The sequence below is a fragment of the Microcoleus sp. A2-C3 genome (genome assembly GCF_036706065.1).
Lineage (GTDB): Bacteria > Cyanobacteriota > Cyanobacteriia > Cyanobacteriales > Microcoleaceae > Microcoleus.
On record NZ_JAUBVX010000045.1, the window covers coordinates 20,541 to 45,690 of the forward strand.

The following is a 25,150-nucleotide window of genomic DNA, read 5'->3' on the forward strand; positions in this document are numbered from 1 at the left end:
TATCACTATTGTTAATGTAGCTTAAAATATACTAAAGCAACAAAACAGTTGTTTAACTTGCCAGCAGCCCCCAGAACTCGCCGGGCCCCCGACAGTTCAAGCGTCTGCCATCTTTGAGAGACTTATCCAGAACACTCGAAAGCACAAAATTAATGAGCTCTACAGTCACAACCCTAGTCAACCAGCCCTACAAATACGGTTTCGTCACCGACATCGAGTCGGACACCATCGCCCGCGGCTTGAGCGAAGATGTAGTCCGCCTGATTTCCTCCAAGAAAAACGAACCGGAATTCATGCTGCAATTCCGCCTCAAAGCATACCGGAAGTGGCTGACAATGACTGAGCCTACTTGGCCTCATGTCAACTATCCCGCGATCGACTACCAAAACATTATCTACTACTCCGCGCCCAAACAAAAGCCCAAAAAGCTCAACAGTTTGGACGAAGTTGATCCGGCACTATTAGAAACCTTCGAGAAATTGGGAATTCCCCTATCCGAACAAAGACGACTGGGAAACGTCGCCGTCGATGTTGTTTTCGACAGCGTTTCAATTGCCACAACCTTTAGAGAAAAGCTAGCCAAAGACGGCGTTATATTCTGTTCCATCACAGAAGCCATCAAAGATTATCCCGAACTAATCGAAAAATATCTCGGCAGTGTTGTACCAGTCGGCGACAACTTTTTCGCAGCCCTCAACTCCGCCGTATTCACCGACGGTTCCTTCGTTTTCATTCCCAAAGGCGTAAAATGCCCAATGGAATTGTCAACTTATTTTCGCATCAACAACGAAGATTCCGGCCAGTTCGAGCGCACCCTAATTATTGCCGAAGAAAACAGTTCTGTGTCTTACCTAGAAGGCTGCACCGCGCCGATGTTTGACACCAACCAACTCCACGCCGCCGTCGTGGAATTGGTAACAATGGACAATGCCGATATCAAATACTCAACAGTGCAGAACTGGTACGCCGGCGACGCGAATGGTAAAGGCGGAATTTATAACTTTGTTACCAAACGCGGCTTGTGTCAAGGAGTCAACTCTAAGATTTCTTGGACGCAAGTAGAAACAGGTTCAGCGATTACTTGGAAATATCCCAGTTGCGTGTTAGTCGGCGACAACTCGGTGGGCGAATTCTACTCGGTAGCACTAACAAACCACAAACAGCAAGCTGACACCGGCACCAAAATGATCCACGTCGGCAAAAATACTCGCAGCACGATTATTTCTAAAGGAATCTCGGCGGGAAATTCTGCCAACAGCTATCGCGGCTTGGTAAAAATGGGCCCGAATGCTAAGGGCGCTCGGAATTATTCTCAGTGCGATTCGATGCTGATTGGCGACAACGCTCAAGCGAATACTTTCCCCTACATTCAAGTGCAGAACCACACTGCTAAAGTAGAACACGAAGCTTCTACTTCCAAGATTGGAGAAGAGCAATTGTTCTTCTTCGCACAGCGGGGAATTTCCGCAGAAAATGCTATTTCGATGATGATTAGCGGTTTCTGTAAAGATGTTTTCAATCAGTTACCGATGGAATTTGCGGCGGAAGCTGATAAGCTGCTGAGTCTGAAGCTCGAAGGCAGTGTGGGATAATCTCGAAGGAAGAAGGAAGAGGGAAGAAGGAAGAAGGAAGAAAGAAGAGAAAAGAAAATTTATCGAAGTTTCTTTCTTTTTCTTGACTCCCAAATTCTCTTGAAATTATCTGCGTTTATCCGTGTTAATCTGCCTAACATCTGCGGTTCCTTCATCAATGCAGAAGTTAGGCAAAAGTTGAATTACAACAAGACCAAAAAATTAGAGGAGTTAGGAAAAAAAGAGATGATTGTTGAAAATAGTCAAGTGGTGCTATCCGTCCGCGATTTAACTGCGAATGTGGAAGATACCCAAATCCTTAAGGGTTTGAATCTGGAAATTAAATCGGGTGAAATTCACGCGATTATGGGCCCGAACGGTTCGGGAAAAAGCACTTTGTCCAAGATATTAGCCGGCCATCCTGCTTATACAGTAACGGGCGGAGAAGTTATTTTCCTGGGACAGAATCTCCTGGAATTACCGCCGGAAGAACGTTCTTTGGCTGGCATATTTTTGGCTTTTCAATATCCTTTGGAAATTCCCGGCGTTAGCAATGTGGATTTCTTGCGCGTGGCTTACAATTCTCACCGCAAACATCGCGGCTTGGAAGAGTTGGATGCTTTTGATTTCCAAGATTTAATCGAGGATAAGCTGGATGTTGTGAAGATGAATCCGGCTTTCTTGAGCCGCAGCGTCAATGAGGGTTTTTCTGGGGGCGAGAAAAAGCGCAATGAGATTTTGCAAATGGCTCTTTTGGAACCCAAGTTAGCTATTTTGGATGAGACTGATTCTGGTTTGGATATCGATGCTCTCAAGATTGTCGCCGGCGGTGTGAATCAGTTGTCAACTGCTGAAAATTCGATGTTGGTGATTACTCACTATCAGCGGTTGTTGAATTACATTATTCCTGATTTTATTCATGTCATGGAAGCGGGCAGAATTATATTGACTGGCCCGAAAGAGTTGGCGCTGGAATTGGAAGAGCGCGGTTATGATTGGGTTGTGGAAGAGGAAGCAGCAGGAGTTGGCGCGCGATGATAAATACGCAAGTTGCTACTAGGGAAATGTTTTTGGCTGATTTGGTGAATCAGTGCGGTAAGTTGGAGGTTGCTAATGGCAAAGGTTCGGCTTACGGGTTGCAGGATTTGCGGGATGCGGCGACTGAATACGTGCTTGCTGCGAGTTTTCCGACGGTGAAGGATGAGGAATGGCGCTTTACTGATTTGTCGTCGGTGTTGCAAATTCCTTTTCATGTACCGCAGAGCTATCAGTCAACGGTTAAGCTGGCTGATATCATTATGCCTGTGAAGAATCGGGATGATTTACCGTTAAGATTGGTATTTGTCAACGGTTTTTATGCGCCGGATTTGTCTACCGTGGAGTCGGCGGTTTTGCCGAATTTGCCTAGCGACTTTTATGCTGGTAATCTATCTAATGTACCCGAAAAATATCGATCGCGCATCACCGATGTTTTGAGCAAGCACAGCCAGCAAACGGAAGTTTTTACAGCGCTGAATACTGCGGGTTTGGCGGATTCTGCGGTGGTATTCGTGCCGGCCAATATGTCCGTCGAGCTGCCGATTCACTTGCTGTTCCTGACTGCACCAGGTGCATCTGCGACGATGTGTCAGCCGCACTGCTTAGTCATAGCTGAGGCTGGCAGCAAAGTTACGCTGATTGAGGATTACACCACAATCGGTAATTTACCCGCTTTTACGAATGCTGTGACGGATGTTTTTGTCGGCGAAAATGCCACGGTGAACCATGTTCGGCTTCAGCGCGAAGGTTTGAATGTGGTTCATATTGGCAAAAGTGCGATCGAGCAATCGCGGAACAGCAGCTATACTTGTCATGCTATCAGCTTGGGCGGCAAAATATCGCGCCACAATTTAGAAGTATTTCAGCGCGGCGAAGGCACCGAAACAATTCTAAACGGCTTAACCGTAGCCTTTGGCGAACAGTTAGCAGACACTCACAGTCTAATTGATTTCAATCATCCCCACGGCACAAGTAGGCAATTGCACAAGTGCATTGTTGGTAACAAAGCTCGTGCAGTATTTAACGGCAAAGTTTTCGTTCGCAAAGCGGCACAATTGACAGATGCCGGACAGTTGAGCCGGAATTTGTTGCTGTCGCCGAGGGCGCGCGTCGATACCAAACCGCAGTTAGAAATTGTGGCGGATAACGTTAAATGTTCCCACGGTGCAACTGTCAGTCAGTTAGAAGATGATGAGCTTTTCTACTTGCAAAGTCGCGGTTTGAATTTGGAAAGAAGTCGCTATTTGTTGATTGATGCTTTTGCGGCGGAAATTCTCAATATGTTGCCGATTATTGGGGTGGCGAAAATGCTTTCTACTTGTGTGGCTGTGCAAGAATAAAGGAATTAGCCACAGACTGGGGGGTGTTTTCTTGCCTTTGCAATCAAACCCGGAGATCCCCCTAAATCCCCCTTAAGAAGGGGGACTTTGAGAATATTCTTGTCCCCCCCTTATTAAGGGGGGCTAGGGGGGATCTCCGGGTTCAACAATACGCCCTAGAAGCAAGTTTCACAACATTATTAACTCAGAAATTATGACACTTATTCAAGAAAAAACCCTAGCATCAAAAGTTCGCGGCGATTTCCCAATTTTGACACAACAAGTTCACGGGAAACCGCTAATTTATTTAGACAATGCAGCTACTTCTCAAAAACCCCTAGCTGTGCTCAACGCTTGGCGCGATTACTACGAACAATACAATGCTAACGTGCACCGCGGCGCTCACTCTCTCAGCGCTAAAGCCACTGATGCTTACGAAGGTGCGAGAGATAAAGTTGCAGCGTTTATCAATGCGGCTTCGCGACAAGAAATTGTTTACACTCGCAACGCCACCGAAGCGATTAATTTGGTTGCTTATTCTTGGGGTTTGAGCAATCTGCAAGCGGGAGATGAAATTATTCTGTCGGTGATGGAACACCACAGCAATCTGGTTCCCTGGCAAATGATTGCTCAAAAAACTGGTGCGGTACTCAAATTTGTGGAGTTAACCGAGACTAACGAGTTGGATTTAGAACAGTTTAAAACGCTGATTTCTGATAAAACTAAGTTGGTTTCAATCGTTCACGTTTCTAATACCTTGGGCTGCATCAATCCAGTCAAAGAAATCTGCGAAATTGCCCACAATTTTGGCGCAAAAGTTTTAATTGATGCTTGCCAAAGTGTGCCGCACATGGTAATAGACGTGCAAGCAATGGATTGCGATTGGCTGGTTGCTTCGGGTCATAAAATGTGCGCTCCGACTGGCATCGGTTTTCTGTACGGTAAACTGGACTTGCTCAGAGAAATGCCTCCGTTTTTCGGCGGCGGCGAGATGATTGCTGATGTGTTTCTCGAATATTCTACCTATGCTGATTTGCCGCACAAGTTTGAGGCGGGGACTCCGGCAATCGGGGAGGCGATCGCCCTTGGTGCAGCAATCGACTATCTTAGTAACATAGGCATGGATCAGATTCACGCTTGCGAAGCCGAATTGACGGCTTATCTGTTCCAACAATTGCGGCAAATTCCACAGATTAAAATTTACGGGCCGCAACCGGACAGCAACGGCGAAGGTAGAGCCGCGCTAGCATCATTTACAGCGGGAGAAATTCATCCTCAAGACTTGTCTACCATGTTAGATCAAGATGGGGTCGCGATTCGTTCCGGGCATCACTGCACGCAACCTTTGCACCGCTATCTTGATATCTCATCTACTGCCAGAGCGAGTTTGTATTTTTATAATACCTATGAGGAGATTGATGTGTTTGTCAAAGCGTTGAAAGAGACGATCGACTTTTTTAGTTAGATTATAGAGTAAGTTGGTTGGCGATGGTTCGCAGGTAGAAATTTAGAAGCGATCGCCCTTTTTTACCGCAGATGAATGCGGATCGAGAAGAGAGCGATCGCACCCCAAATCCCCAAACCAGAACGCAATCTGGTAAAATAGGGGCTGTCAACCCAAAGGAAAGGCAAAAATACAAAGTGTGTTTGATGAACTAGGTGCATATAGACAAAGCCTAGGTTTACCACCGGCTGGCAGCGAAACCGATAAATCAACGATAGCTAAACTAGAAATAGCTGGTCAAAGTTTTTTTGGCATCAACTCTGGCAGCAACCCGAATCGTCGGCAAATAACCTTTAATGTCAATCCTATCACCAAAACCCACGCTGAAGCCGATGCTTTTCAACAAGCAGCCGATGCGGGAATTAGAGGAGGTAAAGCACGTTTGATTTGCGATCGCGAACTTTGTGCAGCCTGCGGCTTAAGAGGTGGAGTAAACTCTATGGCTTGGCAGTTAAATATAGAAGAATTAGAAATTATTACTCCCAGTGAAAGTAAAACAATAACCGTTAAACCCCCAAATAGAAGGAGGCAATAATGTTTGTGTTAAACCTATCAGCAGAAAAATGGGTTGGCAACCAGGATGAAGGTGATTTAATAGAAAGTCCTACTTGGAGTCAAATAGAACAAGCCATTCGCGAGTTAGATGGGAAAAGTAAAACTTTAGTTACCTTGGGTGCAGATGACGAGTGTTATATGAGCATTGGTGGCGGCGAATCCGGTAAATATGTTGTTAACATAACTTTGGATAACGTTAGCTTCCATAATTTAGTAGATCCCTCAAAACCAGATGCAATAGAAAAGCTAGTTGTCGGCGGACAAGAAGGTAATTATTCTGCCAGGATGTGTGTAAATTTAGAGACGGCTTTGTTGGCAGCTCAAACATTTACAGTATCAGGACAACTTCAAATGTCACTGTCTTGGGAAGAAGAGAAAGAATTAGCGGTGTCATCAAATAAGATTTAACACAATCTAAGTGAAGTCCGATCGCCCTTTCATCCATCTGCGTTCATCAGCATCTATCCGCCTGCATCTGCGGTTCAAAAAAAGAACCCCCTTTTTGATAGTATCTGGGCCCGTGATAAAATAAAACTATAGCTTGCTCAACTCAAGGAGATTTTGAGATGATTGCTACTACTTCAAGTTTAGCCGAACAGAGAACACTGTTAGAAAACATTAGCTGGTCAACCTTTGAAACCTTGCTCAAAGAAATAGGCGATAGCCGAGGTTATCGCATAGCTTATGATAACGGGATGTTGGAAATTATGAGTCCTTTATACGAACATGAAAATCCCAAGATTAAGTCTGACCGCTTCATTTTTATTTTAGCAGAAGAACTAGGCATTGAAATCAAAAGTGCCGGCTCAATGACTCTCAAGCAAAAACGAGCTAAAAAGGGCATAGAACCTGACAATTGCTATTATATCCAAAACGAACCAGCAGTCAGAGACAGGCAAGAACTAGACTTAGAAACTGCTCCACCGCCGGATTTAGCAATTGAAATAGATATTACCAGCAGTTCAATGAATAAATTGGCAATTTATTCAGCACTTCGCGTCCCGGAACTCTGGCTATATAACGGGCGAGTTTTGAAATTTTATCAGTTGGTAGAGACAGAATATGTTGAGTGCGACTTTAGTATTGCTTTTCCCTTTGTATCGGTAGCGGAAATGGCTGTTTTTTTTACTCGCACTCAAACTATGGGAGAAATGGCTTTGCTCAAATCCTTTAGAACTTGGGTTAAGGAGAAAATATAGAAATGTCTCACATCATGAAAAAATTACTAACTACTACAATTGTTTTTCTGTCCACAGCAAATCCTTGTTTCGCGATGACTCCCTCAGAGCTAACAATATTCGCAACCAACTATAAATACAATGAGAAGGCTCCGGTAGTTTATTCTTATTATGACAAAGCTTGTTTAACTACTGTTTCTGTTTATTTGGTAAAAACTATGGATTTAGGCAATGGAAGAATCGGAGGAATTACCGGGAAATTTCTGTGCTGGGGAGGTACTTACACTTATTTTGAAATGACTCGCGGCAACTTAGAATCTATTCGAGCCTTTGCGGAAATAAATGCAGGCAGAAGCGCTCGCCATGCAAACTGGGGTCCAGTGGCTAATCCCGGCGATGGCTTCACTGGCAAGTTGACATCTGTGGCAAAAGCGATTATGGCAAATACAAAATGATTTGTATTTAAAACTCCGTAATTTCAGGATGGATAAATTGATAACCTGCTGCCTTAATCTTTTGATTCGACACCTTCGCATTATAAGGTCGCACGCTAGGACTTCCATCCCAAGTAGCTTTCGGCAGATTATGACGTTCAAAAATACGATCGAGCAATTCACGACTAGACAGCGACACATCCCCGACTAAATTGTAAATCCCCTGCAATCGATTGTCCAAAGCAAAGGTTAATCCCCCAACAATATCATCTCGATGCACCCAATTTGTAGCATCTTCCCCCGTACCCGGACGAGTGGTTCCAGCCCAGCCTCCAAAGATTTTAACTAATTCTCGCCCAGGCCCGTAAATGCCACCCAAACGAAGAATGCAGGTGTGAAGATTTGGACTCGATGCTGCTAATAAAATTCGTTCTGTTTCGGCGAGAATTTCACCGTTGGGATTGGCTGGCTGCACGGGCGATTCTTCGTTTACCAGTTTACCTTGACAGTCGCCATACACAGAATAAGTACCCGTATAAATCACCTGCTTGACTGTCGGTACTTGCTGTAAAACTGATACCAAAGTTGTCGCAGTCTCTAAGTAACTTTCTCGATAAGCACGAGCATTTGGAGCGCCGACGCACAGCATAACAGCATCTTGGTCTTGCAGTAAACTCGCGATCGCCCTTGCATCATTTCCCTTAACTACAGCTACCCGCTGGGCGACACCCTCCAATTCACTGACTCGGCTCGCCGTCGTAGTTGTCGCCGTCACGGTACAATCGGGTTTAGCGCGTAAATGTTTGGCTGTCGCAGTACCGACATAGCCGCAGCCAATGATCGCAACTTTCATAAAAAATTCTCCATTGTGTCATACCCTTTAAGATTATTGCCGATTTTTGCGATCGATTCGAGGTGAGTTTTGTGGTATGATCCAGAGCATCGCGATCGATTGGCATTGGCATAGTATTACTGTTTTCAATTCTCTGAAATACAGGACACGGCAGTGCTGTTTCCCTACCCAAGAAATAGAGGACACGGCAGTGCCGTTACTTTACCCAAGAAATAGAGGAGACGGCAGTGCCGTTTCCCTAGCTCACAACCCAATTTTTTGGTAAATTTTCACTCTTTAAGTGGCTTGCCATCTCGATTGACAACACGGCTTTCACCATCTTTCGCCGTGACATTTTCATAAACTCCTTCATCCCGCTTCACGTACTTGGTGAAACCAGAATTTTTGTAATCGGTGTCGGATGTTGGCTTCAGTAACCTCGGAGCGCTCAGCAAACGGCGTACCGGAGCATCTGCGGGAGTGTCCCCAGGTTCGCATTTAGCTACATCGCACAATTGACCCCAAGTCGAAACTTCGAGGTTCATGCTGTGGGAAACTTCTAGCTGCTGGTTATTTTGGGGACATAAATAATCGTATAGAGGCATACTAATAATCTCGATCGCAACTACTAAAACTACTGATTACAGACTTGTTAGTGCTATTGTAGCTCAAAATTACTAACAATTCAAACCAAAAAATTAAAATTTACTATTTTTAACGGTTGTTAAAACAGGAAATCAGCTATATTATTAAGCCTGTGCAGTTGCTCCTGGATGCGATCGAGATCAAGCCCACAAGTACACTACCCTGAAATCGTCTCATGCGATCGATCGCTCGGCGACTAGCATCAGCCGGCAAGACTTCCCTGAATGCCGTCAAAGGATTTATCGTCATTTTCAGACTGTACCCAAAACACAGATTCTAGGTTTCAAGTTTATTCATCTACTCACCAGCGAGGATTTACCGATGAGCGATTTCAAAGTTACGCCAGAAGTAGAGCTAAATACAGCTCAAATGTTGGAGCGATACCAACTCCAAGACGAGACAATTCTGCGGCGTTGGGCAAAACTGCACGCCATCAACAGCACTCGCGGTTTCTTTTATCCCGGTGAAGTAGATTTGATGGATCACGCTCACCACCACCTTTACAATTTGGGCATGAGCATTGCTGAGTACCAAAGTCTTTTAGATAGGCGACGCAGCAATTCCCAGACATCAGGCGACCAAAACAAAACAGTAGCAAGTCAAGTTGCTGACGAAGCTTATGATGCCATAGAAACGCTGACAGAACAGTATTCTGAAGCTGTTGAATTAATGGGAGAACGTATAGCAGATCATTTCATTGATGAACTAGATTTATCTGTGATGCGACACCTTTCTCAAAAAGTGAAAGACCGTCGCAGTCTCAACGGTCAAGCGAAAAAACCCAACCGTTTTCTTCAAGTAATTAAAGCTGTGTTGCAACCAAGTAGCGAAAATACGCTTCTGGTTCCCAAAAAAGATGATGACTCTAGTTTAGAATTAGAACACCATCACCGACTCGGCTAGCCTCCAAAGTTGCTAGGCTAAGTGCTACTTATAGAGGTAAGGTGCGCGCTGCGCACCTACATAATTAGGTTATCTGTCCCGGACTGCGAAGGTAATAAATTTGCCATTTTTAACCAGTTTAATTTACTTTAAATTATCAATTTAAGACTGGAGATAGATGTATTTTGCGCCGGAATTACCTAAAATAGATATTTAATCGGAGCCGTCAATCTAACCAAAGGTAGAGAAATGATTAAATCCTGGATGGTAATCGGAGGTGTCGCCTTTGTAGTAGCACTCGCAGCTAACTTGCTCTCGCCCAGTGACATTCAGTGGTTCAACCGCTTGCAGCGTCCGAAATGGCTAGTATTTGAAAAGGCAATTCCCATCATTTGGACAGTAATTTTTATTTGTGCAGCTTGGTCAGCAGTGATTGTTTGGGAAAAAGAACCGGGAACTCAGGAGACTTGGCTGAGAATGGGTTTGTACCTGCTTTTAGAAATAGTAACCATATCTTATACCTCTGTGATGTGCAAACTTAAGAGTCTAAAAGTCGGGACAATCATCGGCGGAACGGGCGCTATTTTAAGCGTGGTGCTAGCTTTAAGTGTGTTGCCAGTTTCGGAGCCTGCGGCCCTGTTATTGCTGCCTTATATACTCTGGAGTCCGATAGGCACTTACACGACTTGGGCAATGATGCACTTGAATCCGGCCGATGTTTAGCCTTTCATGGAATTAGTCATTTTAATGGGATTGCAAGCATCGGGCAAAAGCACCTTTTTCCGCGACTATTTAGCTGCCACGCACTTTTTGGTCAGCAAAGATTTAATGCGAAACAATAGAAACAAATCGCGCCGACAAATTCAGTTAATTGAAAATGCACTCCAAGCAGGTCATTCAGTCGCGATTGACAACACCAATCCCGCAGTTCTCGATCGCAGACCGCTGATTGATATCGGTCGCACCTATCAGGCCCAAATCATCGGTTACTACTTTGAATCAATAGTCAGCGACTGTTTAGCTAGAAATCAAAAGCGATCGGGCAAATCTCAAGTTCCAGACATAGCAATTTATGCTACTATAAAAAAAATGGTAGTGCCCAGTTACGACGAAGGGTTCGATCGGCTGTTTTCCGTCCGCATAGCAGACAACTTTAACTTAGAAGTAAAAACCTTGCCCGCAGAGGAAGTTATTCATGGACAATCAGATATTTGAAAAAAAAATGCGGGAGCTAGAATACTTTCACAGCTTGCGTTTATTGCCGGAAACTCACACAGTAATTCGCGCCGACGGTCGCAGTTTTTCAAAATTTACTTCCTCAAGTTTTGAGAAGCCTTTCGACTTAAAATTCCACGAATTAATGGTGAAAACTGCCAAAGCGCTCCTGTCAGAACTAGGCGGCATTTACGCTTATACTGAAAGTGACGAAATCTCAGTTTTGTTTCCTCCAGATTGGGATTTATTTGACCGCAGCTTAGAAAAAATTGTCTCTATTTCTGCCAGTATTGCCAGTGCAACTTTCACTTGCGCCGCCCAAACAGCAGTCAATTTTGACACCCGCATTTGTTCCGCAGCGAACAAATCGCAAGTAGTAGATTATTTTCTCTGGCGCCAAGCAGATGCAGCGCGCTGCGCTTTGAATGGCTGGAGTTATTGGATGCTGCGAAAAAATGGCGAAACGGGTGAAAATGCAACAGTTATATTAGACAAACAATCGGTGGCTTTCAAAAACGAATTGCTGTTTCAAAACGGAATTAACTTTAACGAACTGCCGGCTTGGCAGCGCCGGGGAACGGGATTGTATTGGGAAAAATACGATAAACCAGGTTATAACCCGATCGAACGCAAAGAAGTTGTGACAGTGCGGCGGCGACTCAAAGTCGATGAAGAGCTGCCCATGAAAGAGGAATACAAAGAATTTATTTACCAATTTTTAAATGTTGGCGATTAACTCGCCAAGGATATCTTGTCAAATCTGGTGGCAATTGATGAATGCTCAGTCGGTTTTAATCGAATGCAAGCTTTGAGACGGGGGTTTAAACCCCCGCCCCATGTCGGGTAAGCAAGTTAGCCTAGGGACTCGGAGGGCTGCTCGGAGGCTCGGTTTCCGGTGGATCAGGAGCCGGAGATTCAGCGGGCGGAGGATTCAGGGACTCTTCCCAAACTTTGATTTGCGATCGCGCTTGCTCAAAAGCGCGAGAACCCGAAGGAATCTTCTTCAAAATCGCGATCGCCCCAGCCAGATCCGACGACGACTGTTCCACACCAAGCGCCAAAATCCGCTGGCTCCACTCATCAATCGCCTCCCTCGCCTGCGAGGAGAGGGAACTCGATTGCGGTACCTGACTTGCCAGAGAAATTGCTGTTTGCAAAGCGTCAGCAGTTCCTGATTGAGCCGCTTGACGGGCGTTCTGCAAACCTTGCTCGCCCTGAAATTGAGCCTCCCAAGTCCGAATGTTCGATCGAGCTTGCTCATAAAGCACTCTTCCCGATCGAATCCGGCGCGCCATATCAATCGCCCCCGCCAAATTGCCGCCGGCCGCTAGTTGCTGAGCTCTCTCCAAAAACGGCTGGTCTTGAAGGCGCTGTCTTCTCTCGATCCAAGCTTGAATTTTGCCCTGAGCTTCCCCGTAAAGCGCCCTTCCTTGACCGATCCGAGACGCTTGAGCAACGGCGGCCTCCAGGGAATTTGGATCGCCCGTACTCGCCAAATCGTTAGCTCTTTGCAGGTACGGACTGTCTTCCAGCAGCTCGATTTGACGGCTCAAGCGACCAATTTGACTGCGAACTTCCCCAGAGCGAGGATTTGAGCCTGGGACTGTTTGCAATTGGGCGATCGCAGCCCTCAAATCCTTTACCCCTCCCGGCGCTGCCAGCTTGCTTGCCAAATCCAAAGTTTTTACATCAGCCATTTCTTGCTGCCAGCGACCGGCTAAATCTTGAGCTTGTTGGTACAAAGGGCGACCGGAATTCAACTTTTTAGCGAGTTCGATCGCCTTAGACAAACCATCAACAGATCCCGTCAAAGCCTGAGCTGTAGCCTGAGCCAACTCGTTAAAATCCTGTACTTGTTCCTTTAAATTTGCCGCCTCTGGAATCTTGTTAGCGATCGAGATCGCCTCCTGCCAATCGCCCGCCTGCAAGCGTTTTTGGGCGATACCCAGAATTTTTTTGCTAAATTCCGCGATCAGCTTATTGGCAGCTTGATACAAATAACTTTTTTGCTCAATTCCCTGAGCCAGCTTAATCCCCGTCACCAGATTGTCGAGTCCTCCCTCCGAGGCTGTATTTCGGGCTTTGATCAACTTATTGCCTTCAGCCTTTGTCGTCTCAATTGCCTGAGTCAGTTCCTCGTACTTAGTCGATTCCCAGAAAGTATTTCCCGTATCCAACAGCAGATTAGCTTCGCGGAAAGCTTCGCCCCACTCTTCCTGACGCAAGTGGTCTTCGGCCGTGCGATAACGTTTCTCTGCATCGTTCCATGTAGACTGCCACTTTTCAATCTGCTTTTGCACCGTCGGGTAAGCGGGAACGTTTTGAGGAACCTTGCGGGCGATCGCGATCGCCTCTTCCAGCTTTCCTTCTTGGAAACTAGAATTTCCCAACCTGATAATATCCTGAGACCAGCGATCGATCTGACCATTAATTCTCGATCGCAGCGGGTGGTCTTGTGGCAAAGCATTCACTAATTCGATCGCGCGCAGTAAATCATCCACCGTCCGCTTGCTAGCTGCTTCTTGAGCGCAAAAAAAGCGATCGTTAGCAGAAGCCGTCGGCCAAAAAATCTTCGAGCAATTCGACTGCGAAGTCAGGTTGAGCAAAGACGAAATTGCCACAAACCCCATACCCATCGACAGCAGCAAACTCACCGCCAGCCAAAACTGCCACTTCTTTGACCAGATCAGCCACCAAGGATTGTGTTCCCCCGGCTGCCAGTTTTCCCCAGACTCTTTCGGCTGCTGTTCCAGATGCCCTCCCGGCAGTTTTCCCGAAGTAACCAACTCTCGGATCTCTTTAAGTCGCTCAGCGCGGTTTTTCCTGGCGGGAATTGGCACTAGCGAGGAAGTATCCTTTGTTGACTCCAAGGATTCTGATGCAGACCAACGGCCTGGTGTTTTGCGATCTTGACTCATAAATCTCCGCTCACCACAAATAGCAACCAGCCAGTGTTAGTTATTTCAAAACTGCGATCGCTACTATCTACTGCTTTATAAAATGTATCCATCACTTTGACATACTCTCGCAGGCGGAACACTGCAAGAGCCGATCGCCTGCGCCGCGCCAATCAAAATTTCGTGATTAGGTAATTGATAATGCGTAATTGGCAATTGGTCAAGGCCCAAGCCTAACTCGCACTCAATAGAGCCAATTACACATTATCGTCTCAAGAACCGGAGTTCGATCGCAAATCGTCGATCAGTTCAGCCAATTCGTCGCTGTTAGCCTTGTAAACCTCATTGCAGAAATGGCAAGTAGCCTCAGCCCCGCCATCTTTTTCGATCATATCTTGGAGTTCCGCTTCGCCCAACATTTTGAGAGCTCCCAAAACTCGATCGAACGAACAGCCGCAGTGAAAGCGCACCATCTGAGTTTCCGGGAAAATTTCTAGCCCCATATCACCCAGTAACTCTTCGAGAATCTGATGCAGCGTTTTGCCCGATCGTAACAACGGCGTAAAGCCCGAAAGTGCAGCCACCCTAGATTCCAGAGTTTGCACCAATTCTTCATCCGCTGCCGCCTTCGGCAGAACCTGCAACAGCACGCCCCCAGACGCTTGCACCCCGTCAGCCCCCACAAACACCCCCACAACCAGAGCCGAAGGAGTCTGCTCGGAGGTTGCCAAATAGTGAGTCAGATCGTCCCCAATTTCGCCGGAAACCAATTCTACCGTACTTGAGTAAGGGAATCCGTATCCAACGTCGCGCACCACGTACAAATAGCCGTCACCGATAGCTCCGCCGACATCAAGTTTGCCCTTAGCATTGGGCGGCAATTCCACTCCCGGATTGCTGACATAACCTCGAACCGTGCCATCAAGTCCCGCATCAATCAGCAGTCCACCGAGCGGCCCATCTCCTTTGATGCGAATATTGACTCTCGATTCGGGTCGCTTCATACTGGAGGCGAGTAACAGCCCTGCCGACATCGTGCGTCCGAGGGCGGCTGTAGCGACGTAGGAGAGCTTGTGCCGCTGTCTTGCTTCTTCGGTGAGGCGGGTGGTAATGACGGCTACAGCGCGAATTCCGCCATCTGCGGCTGTAGCACGAATTAATTGATCGGCCATGAAAAACCTTACTTTTGCGTTTTGATACTTCCTTCAACTATTTTAGAAGCTCTTGAAGCTTGTCGCAGGAGATAGGGGCATCTGTAGGGAAACGGCAATGCCGTCTCCGGCCCCGGAGGAAACGGCATTGCCGTCTCCCTACCTTTCAGGTATTATTTGAGATTCAAATAACTCGGAAATCGCTAACACCAATTAGGCTGGCGGTGACTCCAGTTAAAGAAGCAACTAATTCTCCACTTCCCTTCAACTTAATCAGCGCACTGTTATTGTTCTGAGTTATTTCTAACTGATTAAAACTCAAACCTCCCGACAATCCGAGGGAATCTTTACCCTTGACAAAATCAGCAATCAAGTCAAATCCCAGATTAGAATTTAACACAAAAGTGTCATTTCCCAAACCGCCAACTAAACTGTTATTGCCCGAACCTCCAAACAAAATATCATCACCTTCGCAACCGAGAAGCGTATCGTTACCTAAGTCTCCATAAATCGAATCGTTGCCCTTACCGCCATCGATTAAATCGTTACCTTGGCCGCCGTAAATGACGTTATCTTGATCACCGCCGCACAAAGTATCATCTCCCAGTTGTCCGAAGAGAGTATCATTACCTTGACTACCGAGAATTACATCATCTCCTTTGCCACCGTAAATTAAGTCATTTCCTTTACCACCGTCGATAAAATCATTGCCTTGATTGCCAAAGATTAAATCATCATCTTCTTTGCCGTTAATTAAATCATTATCCTGATTTCCGAAGATCACATCCTCACCCAAACCACCAATAATGATGTCGCTACCTTTGCCCCCAAACAGGATATCGTCTCCTTGATTGCCATTAATGAAATCGTTGCCTTGATTGCCGTTGAAGATATCCTTTAATTCACCGCCAAACAAGTTATCGTTGCCTTGTTTAGCGTCGAAGATATTGGGGTTATTACTGCCAAAATATGCGTCATTTTTGGGAGTACCAATTAGCAAACCACCACCATTGATAACGTTATCAATTTGTTGGTTTGGTTGGTTAAGGTTGGGATACTCAATTTTGTCGCAAATGCAGTCTGTATCCTCTTGGTTAACAGGCGTTGGAGTTGGTACGGGTGAAGGCGTTGGAGTCGTTACGGGTGCAGGCGTTGGTGTTGGTGTTGGTGCAGGCGTAGGTGTCGGTGCTGGTGCAGGTGTTGGTGTCGGTGCAGGCGTAGGTGTTGGTACTGGTAAAAGTATAGGTTTTGGTACGGGTGCCGGCGTAGGTGTTGGTACTGGTGCTGGTGTTGGAGTTGGCGAGATAGGTGCATTCACCAGAATGATGTCATTAGCTGACAAGGCAGAAACGTTATTCAGTAAGATTTGCCCGCCATCGCTTAAGTTTAAGGCTAAACCCGCAGGAGTCGTTTCTAAGGCTGCTAAGACTTGTGCCACAGAGGTGAAACCAAGGGCAGTATCAAGTTGCAGCTTGTCTTCTCCCGTGGTGAAATCGGTAATTAAGTTTTGCCCTAATGTGGAACCGGGGATGGGGGCGAAACTGAAGATATCGCTACCGGTACCACCTGTGATGGTGTCGTTTCCGGTACCACCTGTGATGGTGTCGTTGCCACTACCGCCTGTAATTACGTCATTTCCGGCACCGCCATCAATCAAGTTATTGCCACTACCAGTATTGATGGTGTCGTTACCATCACCGCCGTTGAGCTGGTTATTGCCATCACCGCCATTGATGATGTCATTGCCATCACTGCCATTGATGATGTCTGCACCGCTACTGCCTGTGAAGTTATCGTTAGAGGGGCTACCAGTAATGTTTACAGGTTCGGGGCTGGTGCCGAAGTTTTCGGTGACGCCGACGGGGGAGGTTGAGTAGTCTAAGACGTTGGCGGGTGCAGGCGTTGGTGCAGGCGTTGGTGCAGGCGTTACTGTTGCTGTGACTGATGCCGAAATCGGGAAATTAAAGGGATTTTCATCACTGTCATCATTGACAAATTGCAACGTACCTGTTTTATTTCCAACTGTCGCTGTATCTACTTGAACTTGGAAAGTTTGACTACCGTTGGCTGTGACACTTGCAGGTAAGGTTCCAACTACGCTAAATCCTGTGGGTAAAGTTAGGTTGCTGAGGTTTAAAGCGGCTGTACCGATATTTTTTACGGTAAAGGTTTTGTTGAGAGTGCCGCCAATAATTGCACCACCAAAGTCGATCGCACTTGTTGTACCATCAACAATATCCGTTGTGCCGTCTAATACTTGGATTTCTGGTGCAGCCGTGGCTGTGACTGATGCCGAAATCGGGAAATTAAAGGGATTTTCATCACTGTCATCATTGACAAATTGCAGCGTACCTGTTTTATTTCCGGCTGTGGTTGTATCTACTTGAACTTGCAAAGTCGCAGTACCGGCAGCTGCGACAGTTGCAGGTAAGTTTCCAACTAAGCTAAATCCGGTTGGTAAAGTCAGGTTGCTGAGATTTAAGGCTGCTGTACCGAGATTTTTGACTGTGAAGGTTTTGTTGAGAGTACCGCCGATTAATCCACTGCCAAAGTCGATCGCACTTGTTGTACCATCAACGATATCAGTTGTGCCGTCTAATACTTGGATTTCTGGTGCAGGCGCGGCTGTGACTGATGCCGAAATCGGGAAATCAAAGGGATTTTCATCACTGTCATCATTGACAAATTGCAGCGTACCTGTTTTATTTCCGGCTGTGGTTGTATCTACTTGAACTTGGAAAGTCTGACTACCGTTGGCTATGACACTTGCAGGTAAGGTTCCAACTAAGCTAAATCCGGTGGGTAAAGTTAGGTTGCTGAGATTTAAAGCGGCTGTACCGAGATTTTTGACTGTGAAGGTTTTGTTGAGAGTTGTGCCGATTGTGGTACTGCCAAAATTAATCGCACTTGTTGTACCATCAACTATATCTGTTGTGCCGTCTAATACTTGGATTTCTGGTGCAGGTGTTACATCATTATCAGTAATCGCAACGTCACCAGTTGTCGTAGTTCCCAGTGTGATACCGCTAGAAGGAGTCGAGATTGTGAAAGTACCTGTTTCAGTAGGTTCTACCAGTGCATCGTCATTAACATTAACGGTAAATGAACCTGTGGTTTGACCTGCGGGAATGGTAATGTTAGCAGGAATTGTGCCTGTAAAATCGGCATCAGTTGCTGTTCCTGAAAGTGCCACATTCACGGTTTGATCTCCGACAACTGCTTGAGATGCTGTGGCGGTGACGGTGATAACTGGACTTCCTGTTTCTGTACTTGTAGCCGGAGAAACGGAGAGGTTAACTGTGGGGAAGTCGTTATCAGTAATTGCAACGTCACCTGTTGTCGTAGTTCCCAGTGTGATACCGCTAGAAGGAGTCGAGATTGTGAAAGTACCTGTTTCGCTTCCTTCTATTAGTGCATCGTCATTAACATTAACGGTAAATGAACCTGTGGTTTGACCGTTGAGAATGGTAATGCTAGCAGGAATTGTTGTAAAGTCAGCAGGAATTGCTGTTCCCGACAGAGCCACATTTACTGTTTGATCGCCAAAAACTGCTTGAGATGCTGTGGCGGTGACAGTGATAACTGGACTTCCGGTTTCTGTACTTGTGACTGGAGAAACTGAGAGATTAACTGTGGGGAAGTCGTTATCAGTAATTGTCAGTGTCGCAGTAGTATTAGCCGCAACTGGATCGAGAAAGTAGTTAAAGCCAGTATCAGCAGTGAGATTGACTTTGACTGTTTCCCCTGGGTTGATAATAGCATCATCAAAGGGGACGGCAGTGAGGACAGCGTTAGTTGCACCAGCGGCAATGGTGAAAGTATTAGCAGTAACATTCGTGATACCTGTACCCGCAGTGAAGGAGTAGTGAGCAGGAGTAGCAGCGGTACTGCCGGTGGTGTCGAAGTTGACGACTAAACCGCCAGCGGGGGCGGGAGTATCGAGGGTGATATTAAATGTGCCGGTGATGGGGCCGGTTTCGGTGGGGGTAGTGCCTGCGGCGATGCTGACTTTAGCGGTGTTGTTGAGGAAGATGGAGGTGGTGTTGCTGTTAAGGTTCGCCACAGCTAAGTCAGGTTTGCCGTCACCGTTGATGTCGCCGATGCTGACCCCTCTGGGGTTAGTCCCAGTAGTGAAGTCAATTTTGGTGGCGAAGCTGGGGGTGGTGGCTCCGGTGGTGGTGGTGTTCAGCAGGATGGAGGTGGTGTTGCTGGTTTGGTTCGTCGTTGCTAAGTCAGGTTTGCCGTCCCCGTTGAAGTCGCCGATTTGGACTGCTCTGGGGTTAGTCCCAGTAGCGAAGTCAACTTTGGGGGCGAAGCTGGGGGTGGTGGCTCCGGTGGTGGTGGTGTTCAGCAGGATGGAGACGTCGTTGCTGTTAAAGTTCGTCACAGCTAAGTCAAGTTTGCCGTCACCGTTGAAGTCGCCGATTTGGACTGAAGTGAGCCCATTCCCAGTAGTGAAGTCAACTTTGGGGTCGAAGGTGGGGGTGGTGGCCCCTGTGGTGGTGGTGTTTAGCAGGATGGAGACGTTGTTGTTGTTAAAGTTCCCCACAGCTAAGTCAAGTTTGCCGTCACCGTTGATGTCGCCGATGCTGGCTTCAACGGGTAGACTCCCAGCGGTGAAGTCAACTTTGGGGTCGAAGGTGGGGGTGGTGGCTCCTGTGGTGGTGGTGTTCAGCAGGATGGAGGTGTTGGCGCTGTTAAGGTTCGCCGTTGCTACGTCAGGTTTTAGGTCTCCGTTGAAGTCGCCGATGCTGACTGCTCTGGGGGTAGACCCAGTAGCGAAGTCAGCATTGGGGGCGAAGGTGGGGGTGGTGGCTCCTGTGGTGGTGGTATTCAGCAGGATGGAGGTGGTGCTGCTGCCAATGTTCCCCGTTGCTAAATCAAGTTTGCCATCGCCGTTGAAGTCGCCGATGCTGACTGAATAGGGGGTAGCCCCTGTAGTGAAGTCAACTTTGGGGTCGAAGGTGGGGGTGGTGGCTCCGGTGGTGGTGGTGTTTAGCAGGATGGAGGTGGTGTTGCTGCCTTGGTTCGCCACAGCTAAGTCAAGTTTGCCGTCCCCGTTGATGTCGCCGATGCTGACCCCTCTGGGGTTAGCCCCAGTAGTGAAGTCAACTTTGGGGGCCAAACCCAGGATACCACTGTAGGTTTTGAGGGCTCTTTCGGTGAAGGGGAGTTTGGGTGAATCGGGGAATGGGGGGATGAGTTGTTGAATTTCCCAGTTGCCTCCCTTGGCTGTGTTGCCTGTGGGGTGGGCGTTGGCGGCGATTTTTGCTCCGGTGAGGTGGTGAAGTTGAGTGAGGAAGTTCGGCAACGGATTCTGTAGCGGATGTAACGGATGGGTTGTTGGTGGGTGGTTTGGCTTTTGGTTGTCGGTTGTCAAATCGGTTGTCGCGGCGACGTTACACCCATACAGTAGGATGGATGCGTCTGCTGTGAGGCTGGCTCGCCACTGCTGTATCTGCTGAGTATATTGAGGGAGTGTGTCAATATTTAATGCTGTATTCCCTAACTGGAGATGGCCGGGAGCACCGTGTGAGATGATATGAATCGCTGAGTATTGTTTGCCTTTGAGGGTTTCGGCGATTTGTGCTACGGCGTTGCGATTTGGATCGAGGATAGTGACATCAATCCCTTGGTGGATACCGTCGAGCAGGGTTTGGCTGTCTGGGACATCGGAGGTGATGAAGGCGATCGCACTTTTTATATGAGACATAGATGTTGCACCCGGAATATTAGTCACTACTCTAGCAGAGAGAATATTGTTTGTAAGCGATCGCGATCGCAACTTGGAGCTAAAATAAATGACTTCTGATTCCATCCATGAGCCGTCAGTTTTGAACACAACTCACGAACACGATATTTTTGGCGATCGCGAGTTTCCAACGTGGCTAATCCAAGAAAAAATCAGCCTCGCTTGCACTACCTATCAAACCAGTAGGTTAATGTTCATTGGTGCTCACCCAGAAACCGACAGAATCTCTGGTTTTTGGCGCATATTCGATCGCGCAATGGGGCTTTACTGCACAGGCGATCGCATTTACTTAAGTTCTAAATATCAACTCTGGCAATTAGAAAATGTGCTAGCCGCCGGACAACTGCATCAAGGTTACGATCGCCTTTACGTGCCTCGCATCGCTTACACCACAGGGGATATCGACATCCATGATGTGGCTGTAGATAGCAGTGGACAAGTAATTTTTATCAGCACCTTACTCAATTGTCTAGCCACAGTGAGCGATCGGCACAGTTGCAAACCTTTATGGAAACCACCCTTTATCTCACAATATATCAACGAAGATCGCTGTCACCTCAACGGTTTAGCAATGGTGGAGGGCAAAGCTAAATATGTGACAGCATCGAGTCAGTCGGATGTTGTGGATGGCTGGCGCGATCGCCGACAAAATGGTGGCATAATTATAGATATAGAATCGAATGAAATTGTCGCATCAGGATTGTCAATGCCACACTCACCCCGCTGGTATCAAGATAAATTGTGGGTACTGAATTCGGGCAGGGGAGAATTGGGTTATGTGGATTTAGATACAGGGAAAATTAATGCGATCGCATTTTGTCCCGGCTATTTACGAGGCTTAGCCTTTTGGCAAAACTGGGCAATAGTTGGACTCTCCAAACCTAGAGGCGGCGACAACACTTTTAGCGGCTTAGAATTAGATGAATTGTTAATAAAAAAAGATGCCGAGCCGCGCTGTGGTATCATGGTAATAGATATTAACACTGGAACAATAGTTCACTGGGTGCGATTTGAAGGAGTAGTTACAGAACTCTATGATGTGCAAATAATCCCAGAAGTGCAAAAGCCAATGGCTTTAGGTTTTCAGACTGAAGAAATTGCTCAATTAATCACTTTGGAAGTTTAACAGTAGTGATATAAAATCTGGGTTCAACTGATGGCTAAAGCTTATACTCCCGCTAACCAGACGATTACCAAACCTTTACCTTGGTGGGTTAGAGTGAGATTCGTAGATCTCAGAGTATTGTTTTTTAGCTGGAAATAACGGATATGCCACCAACATCCAAAGCACTTTTAGCGGAAGTCCAGCATAACACGGGAGCGACTCGAAACTTGCATTTTTATGCCAAGGGCGAAACCATTCCTTTGATGCCACAAGGACTTTGGCGCGTTTGTCAAGGTTTAGCAAAACTGAGCACGCTTTATCCCACCGGGGAAGAAGGACTTTTGGGTTGGGTTGGGCCTTCGATGTGCTTCGGTTTGTGGTTGACTAATTTGCAGACTTACCGAGCTACGGCGACATCAGATGTTTATTTGATGTGGTATTCTATGGTGGAAATCGAAGCTTCTCCTCAATTGGGTCACGAGTTGCTGCCTCAAATGGTTCGGCGGCTGCGGCAAATGGAATCAATTTTGGCGATCGCCGGACAGCGCCGAGTAGAAGACCGTTTGTATCAGCTTCTGCTATTATTGCAACAGGACTTTGGTCAGCCTGTGGTTGAGGGAACTCGTTTGAGTATCCGCTTGACACATCAAGATATTGCTAATGCGATTTGCACGACGCGGGTAACAGTAACGCGAATGCTGGGAAAATTGCAGCAGCAAGGGTTAATCAGTCGAGATGGCGATCGGCATTTAATACTTAACAAAGATGTTTTTGCCTCTACCTCGGATTTGTTTGGCTGCAATCCTCAAGGAGTGTAGCAATCGACAGGAATTTGCATCTACATAACCCTGTCTAATATTAAAGCGAAATTTCAACTACCTGAGAATTATTTGTGTTGCTCTTGCTCCCGCTATCTAGATCCATAGATTTGTAGCCGGAAAAGATATAATTAAGCGGTGCATCTATTTAGGACAAAACTCAATGGCTAACTCTACTCAAGAAACACCAAAACCAGACAAAAAAGAATTAATTGACATCACAGCTAAACCTCAAGAACAAGAAGAACCGCCAAATAAGGGTGATGGACGGAAATAAATATAGTTTTGGAGGCAGAAACCGGGTTTGATGGACGAAAATCCGGTTTCTAGCTACCCGCGCTTCCAGGAAATAATTTGACAAATTACTCGGCTTGTGTACTGCCGTTGGTCGATCGCAACTTAGGCTTTCCAGGCATCTTTCTGCGTCCCTCCAAAGAAACAACATCAGCCTCAGAACTCTCCCTAGCCACCCGAATCAGCAACCCCGACAACAACAAACTCGCCAACATCGATGAGCCCCCGTAACTAAAAAACGGCAGCGGCAAACCCGTAGTCGGCAAAACCCCCGTCGCCACCCCAATATTCAGCAGCGACTGTCCCACCATCACCACCATCACCCCAATTGCCACCAACTGACTCTCAATATTCCGGGCCCTCATCGCCACTCTCAAAGCCACAGTAGCGTAAGCCGCCAACATCAGTAACAGCGAGAAACCTCCCACCAAACCAAACTCCTCAGCAAACACAGCAAAAATAAAATCGCTGTACTGAATCGGCAAATAAAATAACTTTTGCTGCGACATCCCCAAACCAACACCCCAAATCCCCCCAGAACCCACAGCCAGCAGGCTTTGAATCAACTGATAGCCGTCTTGCATCGGATCAGCCCAAGGATTGAGAAAAGACATAATCCGGCGGCGCTGATATTCCCTAAAACTAATACTTAAAACGGCTAAAAGCATACCCCCCACAGCCGTTGCGCCCAACTGCAAGTAAGGTAAGCCCGCCGCCAAAGCCACCAGCCACAAAGTCATCCCGCACAAAGCTGTGGTACTTAAATTCGGCTGCAACAAAATTCCCAACAGCATTGCGCCGAAAATTAACAGCCAACTAAGGCGAACTTTGTTTGTCAATCGGGGCCAGTTGCCGAAAATGCGGGCGCTTTGGAGAACGAAAAATGGTTTAATCAATTCAGAAGGTTGAATAATCGGCACCGGGCCCAAAGATATCCAGCGAGTTGCCCCGTTGACTGTGGTTCCCACTCCCGGAATCAAGGTCAACCAGAGCAATCCCAGCAGCACCAAAATTCCCAACTGAGCTGTTTTCATCAGGTAACGCAGGGGGGAGTACACCATTAAGTTAAAACCTGCCAGCCCGATCGCCACTGCGATTAGTTGCCGCTTAAAATAGTAAAGGCCGTCTCCAAATTCTGAATTTGCGATCGGATAGGAAGCCGAAAACAAAGCTGTCAGCCCTACAAACAGCCACAAAAAAGTCAACCACCTGAGCCACCGGGCCTCAGCGGCCCATTCAGACACGCCGGGGTCAAAAAATGGAATGAAGCGTCGAATGTCATTAGTCATTAGTCAGTTGTCAGTTGTCAGTTGTCAGTTGTCATTAGTTCTTAGTCTAGTTTGCGATCGCACAGACTGTCAGAAACCTGGTTTTTTCACCCAAATATTTGCTTAAAACCCTCAATCTCGATGAAAAAACCCGGTTTCTTTTAACTGGTTCCAAGGCTCTGTCTGGGAACCCATATCACTCTTACTCTGCCTCGGCACAGGATTAAGGAGGCTCTTCCTCGCCCATCTGCGTTACTTTCGCTCTTCCTGGTAACGAGTAGAAAAGTCAACCGCTGGGGGAATGGGCTACGAAGTCAACCGGTGCGCAGTGCACACCCTACAAATTACTACATTCTTCCGTCTTCCTTCTTCCTTCTTCCGTCTTCCTTCTTCCTTCTGCTATAAAATCATAACAAACAAAAAAGAGGTCGCGATCGACCTCTTGCCCCTCTATCAATCCATCCTTGGATTTTAAAGTAGACCAGTATTAGCTCCGGGCTTACCAGTAGCCAATTGCACTTTAATAATTCTGCCACCCATTTTCATAATTCTTTGCTGTTCCCGGAACCAGTTGTCATAAGGAACCAGCTTAGTAAAATAGGTATTTTGCAATTCGCGCTGAGTGCGGATGCGAGTTTGGCTGGGGACGCAAGCAGTCACTTTAAACATTCTCATGGGAAACAAACTCCTGA

Annotated in this window: 22 protein-coding genes; 14 read left to right on the forward strand and 8 right to left on the reverse strand. The window is 46.8% G+C overall.

The genetic code is table 11. The features are described from left to right. Window positions 1–152: 152 nt before the first annotated feature. From sufB to QUB66_RS22080, 8 genes are all read left to right on the forward strand, one after another. Window positions 153–1,592: a Fe-S cluster assembly protein SufB gene (sufB, locus tag QUB66_RS22045; RefSeq protein WP_332969738.1), complete on the forward strand. Its 1,440-nt coding sequence runs from the start codon at window positions 153–155 to the stop codon at window positions 1,590–1,592. 225 nt (window positions 1,593–1,817) lie between these two features. Continuing rightward, window positions 1,818–2,609 (forward strand): Fe-S cluster assembly ATPase SufC, encoded by a 792-nt coding sequence (sufC, locus tag QUB66_RS22050; RefSeq protein WP_332969739.1) that lies wholly within the window; start codon window positions 1,818–1,820, stop codon window positions 2,607–2,609. Next, complete coding sequence (gene sufD, locus QUB66_RS22055; RefSeq protein ID WP_332969740.1) at window positions 2,606–3,949, forward strand: Fe-S cluster assembly protein SufD; 1,344 nt, start codon at window positions 2,606–2,608, stop codon at window positions 3,947–3,949. Before sufC ends, sufD begins: the two co-directional genes overlap by 4 nt. A gap of 193 nt (window positions 3,950–4,142) precedes the next feature. After that, a complete protein-coding gene (locus QUB66_RS22060; RefSeq protein ID WP_332969741.1) occupies window positions 4,143–5,393 on the forward strand; it encodes a cysteine desulfurase in 1,251 nt (416 codons plus the stop codon). A gap of 178 nt (window positions 5,394–5,571) precedes the next feature. Beyond that, a complete protein-coding gene (locus QUB66_RS22065; RefSeq protein WP_332969742.1) occupies window positions 5,572–5,967 on the forward strand; it encodes a deaminase in 396 nt (131 codons plus the stop codon). Next, on the forward strand, window positions 5,967–6,395 hold the full coding sequence (locus QUB66_RS22070) for an Imm1 family immunity protein (protein ID WP_332969743.1): 429 nt from the start codon (window positions 5,967–5,969) through the stop codon (window positions 6,393–6,395). The genes QUB66_RS22065 and QUB66_RS22070 overlap by 1 nt, the downstream gene beginning before the upstream one ends. A 158-nt stretch (window positions 6,396–6,553) precedes the next feature. Continuing rightward, window positions 6,554–7,186: a Uma2 family endonuclease gene (locus tag QUB66_RS22075; RefSeq protein WP_332969745.1), complete on the forward strand. Its 633-nt coding sequence runs from the start codon at window positions 6,554–6,556 to the stop codon at window positions 7,184–7,186. Between the two features lie 2 nt (window positions 7,187–7,188). Beyond that, a complete protein-coding gene (locus QUB66_RS22080; RefSeq protein WP_265234290.1) occupies window positions 7,189–7,620 on the forward strand; it encodes a hypothetical protein in 432 nt (143 codons plus the stop codon). A 7-nt stretch (window positions 7,621–7,627) separates the two neighbouring features. Here QUB66_RS22080 and QUB66_RS22085 read toward each other — a convergent pair whose 3' ends face one another. Beyond that, on the reverse strand, window positions 7,628–8,452 hold the full coding sequence (locus QUB66_RS22085) for an SDR family oxidoreductase (RefSeq protein ID WP_332969747.1): 825 nt from the start codon (window positions 8,450–8,452) through the stop codon (window positions 7,628–7,630). A gap of 269 nt (window positions 8,453–8,721) precedes the next feature. Further along, window positions 8,722–9,036, reverse strand: coding sequence for a zinc ribbon domain-containing protein (locus QUB66_RS22090; RefSeq protein WP_265234288.1), 315 nt, complete (start codon window positions 9,034–9,036; stop codon window positions 8,722–8,724). Window positions 9,037–9,397: 361 nt separating this feature from the next. Here QUB66_RS22090 and QUB66_RS22095 point away from each other — a divergent pair, with 361 nt between their 5' ends. The 4 genes from QUB66_RS22095 to QUB66_RS22110 all read left to right on the forward strand — a co-directional run bounded on the left by QUB66_RS22095 (window position 9,398) and on the right by QUB66_RS22110 (window position 11,909). Continuing rightward, window positions 9,398–9,979, forward strand: a complete 582-nt coding sequence (locus QUB66_RS22095) for a hypothetical protein (RefSeq protein WP_332969748.1) — start codon at window positions 9,398–9,400, stop codon at window positions 9,977–9,979. Between the two features lie 228 nt (window positions 9,980–10,207). Further along, the gene (locus QUB66_RS22100; protein ID WP_265234286.1) at window positions 10,208–10,681 is read left to right on the forward strand and encodes a TspO/MBR family protein; all 474 of its coding nucleotides are present in this window, start codon (window positions 10,208–10,210) and stop codon (window positions 10,679–10,681) included. Between the two features lie 6 nt (window positions 10,682–10,687). Continuing rightward, window positions 10,688–11,173: an AAA family ATPase gene (locus QUB66_RS22105; protein ID WP_332969750.1), complete on the forward strand. Its 486-nt coding sequence runs from the start codon at window positions 10,688–10,690 to the stop codon at window positions 11,171–11,173. Further along, window positions 11,154–11,909, forward strand: coding sequence for a tRNA(His) guanylyltransferase Thg1 family protein (locus tag QUB66_RS22110; RefSeq protein WP_332969751.1), 756 nt, complete (start codon window positions 11,154–11,156; stop codon window positions 11,907–11,909). The genes QUB66_RS22105 and QUB66_RS22110 overlap by 20 nt, the downstream gene beginning before the upstream one ends. 121 nt (window positions 11,910–12,030) lie before the next feature. Here the strand turns inward: QUB66_RS22110 and QUB66_RS22115 are convergent, their stop codons facing one another. The 4 genes from QUB66_RS22115 to QUB66_RS22130 form a co-directional block, all read right to left on the reverse strand. Then, a complete protein-coding gene (locus QUB66_RS22115; RefSeq protein WP_265234282.1) occupies window positions 12,031–14,091 on the reverse strand; it encodes a hypothetical protein in 2,061 nt (686 codons plus the stop codon). Then, window positions 14,088–14,243, reverse strand: a complete 156-nt coding sequence (locus QUB66_RS22120) for a hypothetical protein (protein ID WP_265234281.1) — start codon at window positions 14,241–14,243, stop codon at window positions 14,088–14,090. The genes QUB66_RS22115 and QUB66_RS22120 overlap by 4 nt, the downstream gene beginning before the upstream one ends. A gap of 99 nt (window positions 14,244–14,342) precedes the next feature. Further along, window positions 14,343–15,242, reverse strand: a complete 900-nt coding sequence (gene hslO / locus QUB66_RS22125; protein WP_332969753.1) for an Hsp33 family molecular chaperone HslO — start codon at window positions 15,240–15,242, stop codon at window positions 14,343–14,345. A gap of 163 nt (window positions 15,243–15,405) precedes the next feature. Further along, the gene (locus QUB66_RS22130; RefSeq protein WP_332969755.1) at window positions 15,406–21,039 is read right to left on the reverse strand and encodes a choice-of-anchor D domain-containing protein; all 5,634 of its coding nucleotides are present in this window, start codon (window positions 21,037–21,039) and stop codon (window positions 15,406–15,408) included. Between QUB66_RS22130 and QUB66_RS22135 the strand changes: the two genes are divergently transcribed. Continuing rightward, entirely contained in the window at window positions 21,023–22,099 is a 1,077-nt protein-coding gene (locus QUB66_RS22135; protein WP_332969756.1) for a TIGR03032 family protein, read from the forward strand. The genes QUB66_RS22130 and QUB66_RS22135 overlap by 17 nt on opposite strands. Window positions 22,100–22,242: 143 nt before the next feature. Then, window positions 22,243–22,896 (forward strand): Crp/Fnr family transcriptional regulator, encoded by a 654-nt coding sequence (locus QUB66_RS22140; protein WP_332969757.1) that lies wholly within the window; start codon window positions 22,243–22,245, stop codon window positions 22,894–22,896. A 362-nt stretch (window positions 22,897–23,258) separates the two neighbouring features. Here QUB66_RS22140 and QUB66_RS22145 read toward each other — a convergent pair whose 3' ends face one another. Together QUB66_RS22145 and QUB66_RS22150 are read right to left on the reverse strand one after the other, a co-directional pair. After that, window positions 23,259–24,479 (reverse strand): FtsW/RodA/SpoVE family cell cycle protein, encoded by a 1,221-nt coding sequence (locus tag QUB66_RS22145; RefSeq protein ID WP_265234276.1) that lies wholly within the window; start codon window positions 24,477–24,479, stop codon window positions 23,259–23,261. A gap of 450 nt (window positions 24,480–24,929) precedes the next feature. After that, on the reverse strand, window positions 24,930–25,133 hold the full coding sequence (locus QUB66_RS22150) for a phycobilisome linker polypeptide (RefSeq protein ID WP_006634929.1): 204 nt from the start codon (window positions 25,131–25,133) through the stop codon (window positions 24,930–24,932). Between the last annotated feature and the right edge of the window lie 17 nt (window positions 25,134–25,150).